We start from the raw sequence: 13,090 nt of genomic DNA on the forward strand, positions 1-13,090 counted from the left end.
GTATAAACACGGCCCGTTTTTTTAAGCTAGGGAACTACAACAACAAGTTATGGAACTTATATTAATATCCACTGCGTTTATCGCAGGATTTATTGCTTTAAAGTGTCACCTTCCCCCATTAGTTGGTTTTTTGGTTGCAGGCTTTGGGCTTTTTGCCTTTGGCTTTGAAACCAATGACACCATCATTACTTTAGCTGACCTTGGTGTCACGCTGCTTCTATTTACTATCGGCTTAAAGCTCGATATCAAAACCCTACTCTCTAAAGAGATCTGGGCTGGCGCGACAATCCACAACCTTTTGTCCACTCTGTTTTTCGCCGTCGCCCTGTTTGGCTTTAAGTTCTTAGGTATTTCATCGCTAGCTGCCATGTCGGTAGAACAGATCGTTCTGCTCGGTTTTGCTCTTTCATTCTCTAGTACTGTATTTGCGGTTAAGACTCTGCAAGAGAAAGGCGAAATGAATGCGACCTACGGAACGTTAGCGATTGGTATCTTGGTCATGCAGGATATCTTCGCCGTAGTATTCTTAACGGCTTCTACGGGCAAAATACCTGAGTGGTATGCAATTGCTCTGTTTGCCCTACCCTTATTACGCCCACTGTTCTACAAAGTGCTCAATTGGGTTGGTCACGGTGAGATGCTGGTTCTTTCCGGCATCTTCTTCGCATTAGTCGTCGGTGCTGGTTTATTCCATTTGGTTGGTGTGAAACCAGATTTGGGGGCTCTTGTTCTAGGTATGTTACTTGCTGGTCACCCAAAAGCCTCAGAATTATCAAAGTCGCTGTTTAACCTTAAAGAACTTTTCCTTGTCTGTTTCTTCTTGAATATTGGTCTGTCAGAGCAACCAACCATTCAAGGCTTTATGCTCGCAATCTTGTTCTTGCTGATGCTGCCAGTGAAAGGTGTTCTCTACTTCTTGGTACTCAACCGCTTCAAGTTCCGTGTTCGAACGTCTCTACTTGCCTCGCTATCACTGTTTAACTATAGCGAGTTTGGCCTCATCGTTGGTGGTCTCGCCTTCAAGATGGGTTGGATGTCGGGTGATATCTTAGTTGCCGTTGCCATTGCAGTTTCACTGTCTTTTCTAATCGCTGCTCCTTTAAACCGAGCTGGTCATAAGCTTTATCAGCAGTCAGGTAAATGGCTAAAAGAGCATGCGTCAGAAAAGCTTCACCGACGTGATAAGCGAATTGACCCTGGTCGTGCCCAAGTGCTTATTCTAGGTATGGGCCGAATTGGTACCGGTGCTTATGACGAATTACGTACTCGCTATGGCAAGGTCAGCCTAGGTGTAGAAGTGCGTGAAGAAGCCGCGCACGAACACAGAAGCCAAGGCAGAAACGTGATTTCTGGCGACGCGACTGACCCAGATTTCTGGGAGCGAATTCTAGATACAGCAAACGTAAAGCTGGTGATTTTGGCAATGCCTCACCACCAAGGTAATCAAACCGCTTTAGAACAATTAAAGTCACGTAACTTTAAAGGCCAAATTGCGGCTATTGCTGAATATCCCGATCAACTCGAAACACTGAAAGAGAATGGCGTTGATGCGGCATTTAACATTTACAGCGAAGCGGGTAGTGGTTTTGCTCGCCACGTTTGCGAACAGTTAAATCCAAATATCAATAAAATCTAGTATTAGACAGTGTTCAACTAAACCTCTCAAAACTGCCTATTTTTCGCACTTTTGAGAGGTTTTTGTTTAAAAAACCAACCGCAATTAAACACCACACACCAAAAGCACATAAAAATTAGATAATTTCTAACAGAACACCCTTTATATTATTTTTTTGCTCACATCCGGTTGCTTTTTTTAGCCAGAATGGCAAATTGAATGCAGTTGATTTGGAAATTATTTAAAAGGAAGTTCTATGTGTTCAGTATTTGGCATTCTCGACATTAAAAGTGATGCCGCAGCACTTCGCCCTATTGCTTTAGAAATGTCTAAGAAGCTTCGTCACCGTGGTCCAGACTGGTCTGGTATCTATGCTGGTGAAAAAGCAATCCTTGCTCATGAACGTCTTGCTATTGTTGGCTTGAACAGTGGTGCTCAACCACTATACAGTCAAGACAAAAAGCACATTCTTGCAGTAAACGGTGAAATTTATAACCACAAAGAACTTCGTGCACGCTATGAAGATAAGTACCAGTTCCAGACTGATTCTGACTGTGAAGTTATCCTAGCGCTATACCAAGAGATGGGTGCAGACCTTCTAGAAGAGCTTAACGGTATTTTCGCATTCGTTTTATACGACGAAGAGAAAGACGAGTACCTAGTGGGCCGCGACCATATTGGTATCATCCCGCTTTACCAAGGTTACGATGAGCACGGCAACTACTACGTGGCTTCAGAGATGAAAGCATTGGTTGAAGTATGTAAGACGATCAGTGAATTCCCTCCAGGTAGCTTCTACTCTTCGAAAGATGCTGAACCTCAACGCTACTACATCCGCGATTGGAACGAGTACGCTGCGGTACAAGGCAACAGCACAAGCAAAGAAGAACTGACTGAAGCGCTAGAAGCAGCCGTTAAACGTCAACTAATGACTGACGTTCCTTACGGTGTACTTCTATCTGGTGGCCTGGATTCATCAATTACTTCAGCAGTTGCAAAACGCTTTGCGGCAATGCGTATCGAAGATGATGAGCAATCTGAAGCTTGGTGGCCACAACTGCACTCGTTCGCTGTTGGTCTTGAAGGCGCACCAGACCTTATCGCTGCTCGTGAAGTTGCGGACAAGATCGGAACTGTGCACCATGAGATGACTTACACTATTCAGGAAGGCCTAGACGCAATCCGTGACGTTATCTACCATATCGAAACTTACGATGTAACGACGATTCGTGCATCAACGCCAATGTACTTGCTGGCTCGTAAGATCAAAGCGATGGGCATCAAGATGGTACTTTCAGGTGAAGGTGCTGATGAAATCTTTGGTGGTTACCTGTACTTCCATAAAGCGCCAAACGCGAAAGAGTTCCACGAAGAGACAGTACGTAAACTGCTTGCTCTAAGCATGTTCGACTGTGCTCGTGCAAACAAATCGCTAGCGGCATGGGGTGTTGAAGGCCGTGTACCATTCTTGGATAAAGAGTTCATCGATGTCGCAATGCGTCTGAACCCTGAAGATAAGATGTGCGGTAACGGTAAGATGGAGAAACACATCCTGCGTGAGTGTTTTGAAGACTACCTACCAGATTCAATCGCATGGCGTCAAAAAGAGCAGTTCTCTGATGGTGTTGGCTACGATTGGATTGATACATTGAAAGCAACGGCTGAAGCAAAAGTAACGGATCAACAAATGGAAGCTGCTAAGTTCCGTTTCCCTTACAACACGCCAACAACCAAAGAAGGTTATGCTTACCGTGAAATCTTTGAGGAGCTATTCCCTCTAGAATCTGCGGCAGAGTGTGTACCTGGTGGTCCTTCAGTTGCTTGTTCATCAGCGAAAGCGATTGAGTGGGATGAGTCATTCAAAAACTGTGTCGACCCATCAGGCCGTGCAGTACAAGCCGTTCACAACGATGCTTACAACGCTTAGAGCGTTTTGAACAAATCCTAAAGACTAAAAAAGGCGCATTATGCGCCTTTTGTTTTAAGCCTATTTTTATTACTGCAGTTATGCGCGAGCTTGTAGTGCTTCGTTCTCAATACTGATTGGAACGACTTGGCTGATCATTTTCACCAGCATAATCGATCGAGCCTCACCGTCTTTCTGATCGAAAATAGCTTCAACCCCAGCAAATTGGCCACTCTGAATCTTAACTACCTGTCCAGATTCAAACTCAACACAACAATCTTCCACTTCGTTACTGCAGCACTTCTCAAACTCTTTAAGTTCAAACACCAAGTCTCCTTGGACCTCGTGCGGCAGTGAACCGAACTTAATAAAGTCCACAACGCCACGTGTTGAACGAACGGTCGTGAAGCTAGGACCTTGCTCATAATCGAAGCGAACAAAGATGTAAGACGGAAACAGCGGTTCTTTGACCTGCTTTTCTTTCCCTCTCACCACCTTTTTGACTTCTATTTGAGGGTAAAAGCACTCTACCCCCTGATTCTCTAAGTGCTGCTGAGCGCGTTTTTGATCACCACGCTTACAGTAAAGCAAATACCAACGTTTCATTTAACTAGCCATTTTATATTTTTAGATATTTTACCACATGCCTAAAACGGTTGAATCGCCATTAATAAAATGAATCGTTGCTAACGAAAAATAATGCGTAGCAGACCAATTTATCAACAAAAAGTTATAGGTGTCGGAGTGGTTAAGCATTGTACAGAGATCATTTAGAGATCAAAAGACTCATTGTTGTAAGCATATGTATACCCCCACCTAATGAGCACACCACTCCCTTTAAACTCAAAATGATACACCAGAGCAATGCATCTAAAGATTTTTATTCAACACGACTTTAATAAAGGTTATTAACCAACCAGCTCAAATCTGGAAAATTAGTTTGCAGCACACTTAAAATGGGCAACATTAAAAGTAAAGATGATTAATATCAATACCTTAGCTAAACCAAGTTGTCGTAACCATAAAATACGTCTATTGCAGACTTTTATCCCACTGTGTATACATGAATGACCATAAAATCTTTTAATACCTAAAATTAGTAAAACTTATGCCAAGCAACCACAACATCTTTGGCCACCCTAGAGGCCTATTTCTACTTTTTAGCACAGAGCTATGGGAACGTTTCTCTTACTATGCGATGCGCGCCATCCTTGTCTTATTTTTGACTGACACTACCCTCAACGGTGGACTGGGTTGGTCAACGAAAGACGCACTCGATCTCTACGGTATTTACACCGGTTTAGTCTACATCACACCATTAATTGGTGGCTGGATTGCCGATAACTACCTAGGTCAGCGTAAATCAATTCTGATTGGCGGTGTATTAATGGCACTTGGCCAATTTACACTGGCTCTACCTAACGGCTTCATCGGTTTAGACCAAGTGAACGCTCTGTACCTTGGTTTAGCACTGCTAATCAGTGGTAACGGTATGTTTAAGCCGAACATCTCAACCATGGTTGGCGATCTGTACCAAGAAGGCGATAACCGCCGTGACGGTGCTTTCACCATTTTCTACATGGGCATCAACTTAGGTGCGCTGCTTGGTGGATTAATTTCAGGTGCTGCTGTCGATTCATTCGGTTGGAAAGCAGGTTTCCTAGCCGCTGGTATTGGTATGGTTATTAGCTTGATCATGCAAGTGACAATGGCTCAGTCTTGGTTAGGCAACATCGGTTCTGTACCTGCTGCTGCAAGAGCGAAAGCACTGAACAAATCTAAAGAAAAAGCGCCACTGACCAAAGAAGAGTTCGACAGACTAAAAGTGATTCTTATCATGGGTCTGTTCGTGATTGTATTCTGGGCGGGCTTTGAACAAGCTGGCGGCCTAATGAACATCTACACTCAACAATATACTGACCGTATGATTGGTGGCTTTGAAGTTCCTGCTGCGTGGTTCCAATCTTTGAACCCATTCTTCATCATTACACTTGCTCCAATCATTGCTGCGTTCTGGGTGAAACTGGGTAAGCGTGAACCCAACTCTCCTGTGAAGTTTGCAATGGCATTGTTCTTCTTAGCACTGGGCTTTGTGTGCATGATGGGCGCGGTAATGGAGCAAGGCGGTGACCTAACAGTGAAAACATCAATGCTATGGCTAGTCGGCGCTTTCTTCTTCCATACCCTTGGTGAGCTTTGTCTATCTCCTATTGGCCTGTCGTTGGTCACTAAGTTAGCTCCGCTTCGCCTAGCATCATTGATGATGGGTGCATGGTTTGGCTTCAATGCGGTGGCAAACTACGTGGCAGGCCTGGTTGGTTCTCACGTTGGTGAGCTTGGTGCTATGTCAATCTTCAGTGGTATTGCTATCACAGCAACGGTGAGTGGCATATTACTGCTGCTTTGTGCTGGTAAGCTTGTGTCATGGATGCACGGCGTAGAAACCAACATGACGCTTGAAGCAGAGCCTAAAGCTAAGCAAGCAACAGAGACATCTGCGGCTTAACTCTCAAGCTGTTTCAAAACGAAATATCCTGATCAAAAAGGGCTGCTCAATGAGCAGCCCTTTTGTTATTTGTATTATGCGCCTTAATGCTAACGATAAGTCATAATCAAGGCTCAGCATCTGTTAGCGATACAGCGCCACTAACTCTGCCATCATATCGATGTGCGAATCTCTGTCGTTCAGACACATAATGTAGCTAAAGTCCGAACCACCAGCGTCAATGAAAGTCTCTTTACACTGGTCTGAAATCTCTTCCAACGTTTCCAAACAGTCAACCGAAAAGGCAGGTGCCATAATGTCGATCTTCTTGATGCCTTTACTCGGCAGTGATTCAAGTGTCTCGTCAGTGTATGGCTTCAACCACTCTTCTCGACCAAATCGCGATTGGTATGTCATTGTGATATCGTCCGCTGACAAACCTAACTCTGCCGCAAGCAGCTTTGTTGTCGCTTCACAATGCTGAGGGTAGATATCGCCTTCATCAGCCAGTCGCTTCGGAATACCGTGGAAAGAACACACTAAATGATCGGCTCTGCCATTTTTATCCCAATGACTGCGGACGCTTTCAGCCAATGCTTTGGCATAGCTTGGGTGCGCGTAGTAGTTGCGAATAAAGCGATAGCTCGGGATAACTGGCATCTGCTTAAAGGCTTTGGTTAAACCATCAGAAACCGCCGCTGTGGTTGTACCAGAGTACTGCGGATATAAAGGCAGTACGATGATGTCCTCAACGCCCTGCTCCATCAGTTGCTCAACACCAGTCTTTAGGCTTGGGTTGCCATAGGTCATACCCAGTGCAACAGGCATCTCTAGCTTCTTCTGGAGCTTTTCAGCTTGTCTTTGAGAGTACACAAGCAGTGGTGAGCCTTCATCCATCCAGACAGACTGATACAGCTTAGCAACTTTAGGCGAGCGAATCGGTAAAATCACCCCATGTAATATAGGACACCAAAGCCAACGCGTTAGGTTTACAACTCGCTTGTCGTGTAAGAATTCACTCAAAAATCGACGAACGCCAGCGGGGGTCGCCGAATCTGGAGTTCCTAAGTTCACCAGTAAAACACCCTGCTTTTTATTATTTTCCATAGATACCTGAGACCAATATGTGATTTTCTGGAAAGTAATATACTAATCTGCATAAGTTTAAGATCATTGCGCCTCAATGAAAGTCTGAATAATCACTCTTCATATGAGATACACAACATCCACTCTCAATTGCTAGCCACTGCCATCGGGTCTGAACCGTTCTGAATCATGTGCAATCAAATTATCTAGATTGGTATCGTACTAAAAATTGAAACAAAAAAAGCGACCCTTAAGGTCGCTTCCAATATATCAAATTCTAAAACTGGCTGTTAGCCAATTATGCTAGTGCTTTCTCAAGTTCTGCACTAACTTCAGCAACTTGCTTAGTACCATCAAACTTAAGGTACTGAGTGTTGCCTGCTTCAGCTTCTTTACCGTAGTAAGAGATTAGCGGAGCTGTTTGATCGTGGTATACACCTAGACGTGCACGAACTGTTTCTTCTTTGTCGTCATCACGTACCACTAGGTCTTCACCCGTTACGTCATCTTTACCTTCTTCTTTAGGCGGATTGTACACAGTGTGGTATGTACGACCAGAAGGAAGGTGAGCACGACGACCAGCCATACGCTCAACAATCACATCGTCAGCTACGTCAAATTCAACAACGTAATCAACAGCGATGCCCATTTCTTTTAGGCCATCAGCTTGTGGGATTGTGCGTGGGAAACCGTCTAGTAGGAAACCTTTCTCACAGTCATCTTGAGCGATACGCTCTTTGATAAGACCAAGGATAATTTCATCAGAAACTAGCTGACCAGCGTCGATTACTGATTTTGCTTGCTTACCAAGCTCAGTACCCGCTTTGATAGCAGCACGTAGCATGTCACCAGTTGAAATTTGAGGGATACCAAATTTGTTCATGATGAAGTTAGCTTGAGTACCTTTACCCGCGCCAGGAGCACCTAGAAGAATGATGCGCATGTTTAATCCTCTTATAAAATTATGATTTATACCGAAGCTCACTATCCCTCCATTCTTGCTCATTTTTAGGATGAACAGAAAGCGTTAAGTAACCATTGAGGCTAAGCAAAACTGTGAACAGAAGCAAAACGGTAAGTTTCGGTATAACGTTTAAAAATCATACAACTGGAGATAGTCGCTTCTTAGCCCCAGCTGATTAGGTCGAGCATTCTATCACATTAATATTCAATTTGGCTGAATTTACGACTAAAGAATGCATCGACAACATTTGTTGTGACGATAACGGTGACGTTGACCACGTTAGGTCAATTTTCAACGACGTTCATAAAAAAAAGCCCGCATTTGCGAGCTTTTTATTGTAATTGTTGGCTTAACCTAAAGTCGAAAGACTAACGCTTTGTTAGTAGCTCGTTGATTGCACCCAAGAATTGTGACGGATCTTCCATTGAGCCCTTTTCAGCCAGCATCGCTTGACCAAGTAGCAACTCAACCCAACGACCAAACGCTTGCTCGTCTGCTTCGTCAGCCATCTGTTTAACCAGTGCGTGCTCAGGGTTAATCTCGAAGATGTACTTCACTTCCGGTGCCGCTTGACCCGCAGCTTCAAGAAGCTTCGCCATTTGCGTGCCCATTTCGAAGTCGTCAGTCACAACAACCGCAGGTGTTGTTGCTAGCTTGAAGGTCGTACGAACTTCTTTAACACGACCACCTAGGTAAGATTGAGTGCGCTCTACAACAGATTTGAACTCTTCTTCTGTCTCTTTTTGCTTCTCTTTCTCTTCTTCACCTTCAAACTTGCTTAGGTCTAAGCCTGCTTTAGTGATCGATTGGAACTGTTTACCGTCGAAGTCAGTCAGGTAGTTCATTACGTACTCATCAATACGATCGTACATTAGAACCACTTCAATACCTTTAGCTTTGAACTGCTCCAAGTGTGGGCTGTTCTTAGCGGCAGCGTAGCTATCTGCTGTCAGGTAGTAAATCTTATCTTGGCCTTCTTTCATGCGCTCAACGTAAGATTCTAGGCTGATGGTTTGTTCAGCAGAATCCACTTCCGTTGACGAGAAACGAAGTAGACCAGCGATCTTCTCTTTGTTCGCCATATCTTCAGCCGGGCCTTCTTTCAATACTAGGCCGAACTCTTTCCAAAACTCTAGGTACTTATCATTGTCATTCTTCGCCATGCGCTCAAGCATAGTCAGTACACGCTTGGTACATGCGCCACGAAGAGACTGAGTTACCTTGTTGTCTTGCAGGATTTCACGAGACACGTTCAATGGCAGATCGTTTGAGTCAATCAAGCCACGAACGAAACGCATGTAAGATGGCATGAACTGCTCTGCGTCATCCATGATGAATACACGCTGCACGTAAAGTTTCAAGCCACTCTTGTGGTCACGGTTCATCATGTCCCAAGGTGCTTTCGCTGGGATGTAAAGCAGGCTTGTGTAATCGTTCTTACCTTCAACCTTGTTGTGGCTCCAGGTTAGTGGATCAGCAAAGTCGTGAGATACGTGTTTGTAAAACTCTTGGTACTCTTCTTTCTCGATATCAGACTTGTTACGAGTCCAAAGTGCTTGCGCCTTGTTGATCTGTTCCCAATGTTTCTCTTCGGTGTCTTTACCTTCGTCATCTTTCACTGCTGTGAAGATAGAAACAGGAATGCCGATGTGGTCAGAATATTTACCAATCACTTCACGCAGACGCCACTCATTTAAGAACTCTTTACCGTCTTCACGCATGTGCAGAACGATGTCAGTACCACGAGACTCTTTAGTGATGTCTTCGATTGTGTAATCGCCTTCACCTGCAGAGTGCCACTGAACAGCTTCATTGTTCGGCAGGCCAGCTGCACGTGTGCGAACCGTTACCGCGTCTGCGACGATGAATGCAGAATAGAAACCCACACCAAATTGACCAATCAGTTGAGAGTCTTTGCTTTGGTCTTCAGACAGCTTTGAGAAAAAATCTGCAGTGCCTGACTTAGCAATCGTACCTAAATGCTCAATAACGTTGTCGCGGCTCATACCGATACCGTTATCAGAAATGGTTAACGTGTTTGCTTCCGCGTTGAAAGAAAGTTTTACACCTAGATCTGCATCACCTTGGTAAAGGTCACCGTTCGATAGAGCTTGAAAACGGAGCTTATCAGCCGCGTCAGATGCGTTAGAGATCAGCTCACGTAGAAAGATTTCTTTATTTGAATACAGTGAGTGAATCATTAGATGAAGTAGTTGTTTTACTTCAGATTGAAAGCCACGAGTCTCTTTATTTTGCGTTGCCGTTTCGCTCATTTTTACTCCAAAACATCTATACTTTATGTTGAATAATCATAGGGGCGTAACACTTGATGCCACTCTTCTGTTCATTAACATGAGGATGACAAATGTAAATTCAAGGTCAAAAATCATAAAAACACTGTTTTTTTGATCTGTTTTTATTATCCTTGAGTCTGATAAATATAAAAGAACATAAAAGAAGCCATGATTTGGTGAAGAATTAACGGAACTTCACCTGAGATTTGTCTATTTCGCACCCAAAACAATCAAAAATAGAAGAATTCAATGAGCAATATCGGCACAAAGTTTATTCTCGCACAGCGGTTCGTATTCGACCCAAACAGCAATTCACTTGTTGATCAAATGAGCGACGGTGAAGTCGTTCGTCTTGGTAGCAATGAAAGCCGCATTCTCCTGATGCTGTCAGAAAGACCCAATGAAGTTATCACTCGCAATGAATTGCATGAGTATGTTTGGCGAGACCAAGGCTTTGAGGTGGATGACTCAAGCTTAACGCAAGCCGTATCGACTCTGAGAAAGATGCTCAAAGACTCGACTAAATCTCCTGAATTCGTAAAAACAGTACCAAAGCGCGGTTACCAATTTATTGCAACCGTTGAACGCTCTGCACCACTTTCATCAAATGATCAGCCAGCAGCGGCTGAAATTGCAGAAAATGACGTAGAACCTATCTTAACGTTTGCAACGCCTACAATGACCGAAGAAGCAATGACTGAAGCTGTCGAGCCCGAGTCAATTACAAAGTTTCAAGAAACCAAAGTTGAAGTGGAACCAGCAACAACACCAACTGCTACCCCGGTTAAAGGCACCAATAAGTGGTTAGCGTTTTCGTTATTGCTTGCGGCTTTCATCATGCCAATTCTGGTTTTAACGTTTACTAACCCCGCAGAATCCGAGTTCAGAACATTGACTGAAGTGGATGGTGTAAAGATTCAAACCCCAATCAATCATCCTGATCTCAGTAGTTGGCTCCCTGCGATAGAGAAGTGTGTATTGCGCTACAACACTAATCACACTGGCATGCTGAAACCGACTGAGGTGATTGCAACAGGTGGACAAACCAACAACCTTGCCCTCAACTACATTCACCCGCAAGATTACTCTAGCGAAAATGTAACCCTAAGAATTTACGCAAACCAGTCGGATGTAAACGACATTTGTAACGGTGGTCAGTAACATGAAATTAAAAGTATCGATTATTTTACTGGTTCTATCTGCATTCTTAAGTGGTTGGTTATATTGGGGCAGCGACGCAAAAGTAGAGCGCTTGCTCACTCAGCATGAGTGGCAATCGAAAATGGTGACTCTGATTAGCGACAACAAGCAAGCTGATGCAATCGGCCCGCTGCGTAGAGTTGAACTATCATCGAATGCGAAATACCTACCAAATGGTACGTACCTGAGAATGTCAGTGGTTAGGCTGTACAGCACTCAAACTGCACCTGCGAATGTGATCAACATATCAGAAACAGGTCAGTGGGATATTAACGATAACTACTTACTGGTTTCGCCAACGGAGTTTAAAGATGTGACCTCGGCTCAGCGCCAAGACTTTTCAGAAGAACAGCTAGAGCTGATCACTCAAGTCATTAAGATGGACGCAGAGCAAAGCCGCCGCATAGATATTGTTAACCCGAAGGCACTGCTACTGACTAGCTTAAATCATGGTTCTACCGTATTGTTTTCAAACTAAGATTGGATCGCTATTTACTGTTTATGAATAGCTGAATACCATGAAACGGTAAACCAATAGAAAAAAGGGGCATGAAGCCCCTTTTTTGTTAGCCGTTGGTATCAAATTACGGATGTAGCATTTTAAGGATTAACCATGAAAACGGAACAACCTAATCTGGCGCCAGCGAAAGAGACAGCAACAAAAGCCACAATCGCGATACACTATTGCCGTCAATGCAATTGGATGCTTCGCTCTAGTTGGTTATGCCAAGAGCTACTGCATACCTTCAGCGAAGAAATTGAACAAGTGAGCTTACACCCAGACACAGGAGGCAGGTTCGAAATCTTTTGTAATGGTGTGCAGATTTGGGAAAGAAAAGCAGATGACGGTTTTCCAGAGGCGAAAGTTCTGAAGCAAAGAGTACGAAACATCATTGCTCCAGACAGAGATCTCGGCCACGTGGACTCAAAATAAGCCTTTCACAGCCGATCCAATGATTTAAAGCTGACCACTCACGAGAACATCACCTTCAAGGCTAATGACTTTGAAGGTATTGTTTTCATAGATGCCATAGCTTGCCGCGTGTCCCTCTCGTGGGAATGTCACCGAGCTAGGGTTAAAGATAAAGATGTCATCTTGGTATTCGGCGACAGGAATATGGGTATGACCGTGTGCAATGATATCGCCCGCCTTCAACGCAGGGCGTTTATTGGTGTTGTACAAATGGCCATGCGTTAGGAAGATACGCTGGCCTGATTCTAATAGCACCCACGAGTAATCCATCATCATTGGAAAAGACAACAACATCTGATCCACTTCGCTATCGCAGTTACCACGAACGGCAATGATCTCTTGAGAAAACGCATTCAACTTATCTGCAACCGCCGGCGGGTTGTATCCTTCTGGAATCGGATTTCTTGGTCCATGATTCAGAATGTCACCCAATAGAACTAAATATTGCGCACCAGATGCTTGGTAGAGTTCTAATACCTTTTCTGTTGCTGGCAGCGAACCGTGTAGGTCTGAAGCAAAAAATAATTTCACACGTACTTCTCCATAAAATTTATGAGCCTATTGTAC

General features: G+C 44.0%; 11 protein-coding genes. 6 read left to right on the forward strand and 5 right to left on the reverse strand.

Features of this window, described 5'->3' with window-relative positions; translation table 11 throughout:
- Positions 1 to 49: 49 nt before the first annotated feature.
- Both AB4185_RS17070 and asnB read left to right on the forward strand, forming a co-directional pair.
- Entirely contained in the window at positions 50 to 1,636 is a 1,587-nt protein-coding gene (locus AB4185_RS17070) for a cation:proton antiporter (protein ID WP_372135692.1), read from the forward strand.
- Between the two features lie 235 nt (positions 1,637 to 1,871).
- Positions 1,872 to 3,542 carry an asparagine synthase B gene (asnB, locus tag AB4185_RS17075; RefSeq protein ID WP_017062196.1) on the forward strand — a complete coding sequence of 557 codons (1,671 nt, stop codon included), beginning with the start codon at positions 1,872 to 1,874 and terminating at the stop codon, positions 3,540 to 3,542.
- Positions 3,543 to 3,620: 78 nt separating this feature from the next.
- Here the strand turns inward: asnB and rfaH are convergent, their stop codons facing one another.
- The gene (gene rfaH / locus AB4185_RS17080) at positions 3,621 to 4,127 is read right to left on the reverse strand and encodes a transcription/translation regulatory transformer protein RfaH (RefSeq protein ID WP_017062197.1); all 507 of its coding nucleotides are present in this window, start codon (positions 4,125 to 4,127) and stop codon (positions 3,621 to 3,623) included.
- 502 nt (positions 4,128 to 4,629) lie between these two features.
- Here rfaH and AB4185_RS17085 point away from each other — a divergent pair.
- Positions 4,630 to 6,027 carry a peptide MFS transporter gene (locus tag AB4185_RS17085; RefSeq protein WP_017062198.1) on the forward strand — a complete coding sequence of 466 codons (1,398 nt, stop codon included), beginning with the start codon at positions 4,630 to 4,632 and terminating at the stop codon, positions 6,025 to 6,027.
- 123 nt (positions 6,028 to 6,150) lie between these two features.
- Here AB4185_RS17085 and hemH read toward each other — a convergent pair whose 3' ends face one another.
- From hemH to htpG, 3 genes are all read right to left on the reverse strand, one after another.
- On the reverse strand, positions 6,151 to 7,113 hold the full coding sequence (gene hemH, locus AB4185_RS17090) for a ferrochelatase (RefSeq protein WP_372135693.1): 963 nt from the start codon (positions 7,111 to 7,113) through the stop codon (positions 6,151 to 6,153).
- Between the two features lie 277 nt (positions 7,114 to 7,390).
- Complete coding sequence (gene adk / locus AB4185_RS17095; RefSeq protein ID WP_017062200.1) at positions 7,391 to 8,035, reverse strand: adenylate kinase; 645 nt, start codon at positions 8,033 to 8,035, stop codon at positions 7,391 to 7,393.
- 389 nt (positions 8,036 to 8,424) lie between these two features.
- The gene (htpG, locus tag AB4185_RS17100; protein WP_017062201.1) at positions 8,425 to 10,329 is read right to left on the reverse strand and encodes a molecular chaperone HtpG; all 1,905 of its coding nucleotides are present in this window, start codon (positions 10,327 to 10,329) and stop codon (positions 8,425 to 8,427) included.
- A 270-nt stretch (positions 10,330 to 10,599) separates the two neighbouring features.
- Here htpG and AB4185_RS17105 point away from each other — a divergent pair, with 270 nt between their 5' ends.
- From AB4185_RS17105 to AB4185_RS17115, 3 genes are all read left to right on the forward strand, one after another.
- Positions 10,600 to 11,511: a transcriptional regulator gene (locus tag AB4185_RS17105; protein ID WP_102332545.1), complete on the forward strand. Its 912-nt coding sequence runs from the start codon at positions 10,600 to 10,602 to the stop codon at positions 11,509 to 11,511.
- A gap of 1 nt (position 11,512) precedes the next feature.
- A complete protein-coding gene (locus AB4185_RS17110; protein WP_102332546.1) occupies positions 11,513 to 12,028 on the forward strand; it encodes a regulatory protein ToxS in 516 nt (171 codons plus the stop codon).
- 135 nt (positions 12,029 to 12,163) lie between these two features.
- Complete coding sequence (locus AB4185_RS17115; protein ID WP_017062204.1) at positions 12,164 to 12,484, forward strand: SelT/SelW/SelH family protein; 321 nt, start codon at positions 12,164 to 12,166, stop codon at positions 12,482 to 12,484.
- A 24-nt stretch (positions 12,485 to 12,508) separates the two neighbouring features.
- Here the strand turns inward: AB4185_RS17115 and yfcE are convergent, their stop codons facing one another.
- Positions 12,509 to 13,054, reverse strand: a complete 546-nt coding sequence (gene yfcE / locus AB4185_RS17120) for a phosphodiesterase (protein WP_017068995.1) — start codon at positions 13,052 to 13,054, stop codon at positions 12,509 to 12,511.
- Positions 13,055 to 13,090: the final 36 nt, after the last annotated feature.

The organism is Vibrio sp. 10N.286.48.F5 (genome assembly GCF_041469785.1).
Lineage (GTDB): Bacteria > Pseudomonadota > Gammaproteobacteria > Enterobacterales > Vibrionaceae > Vibrio > Vibrio crassostreae_C.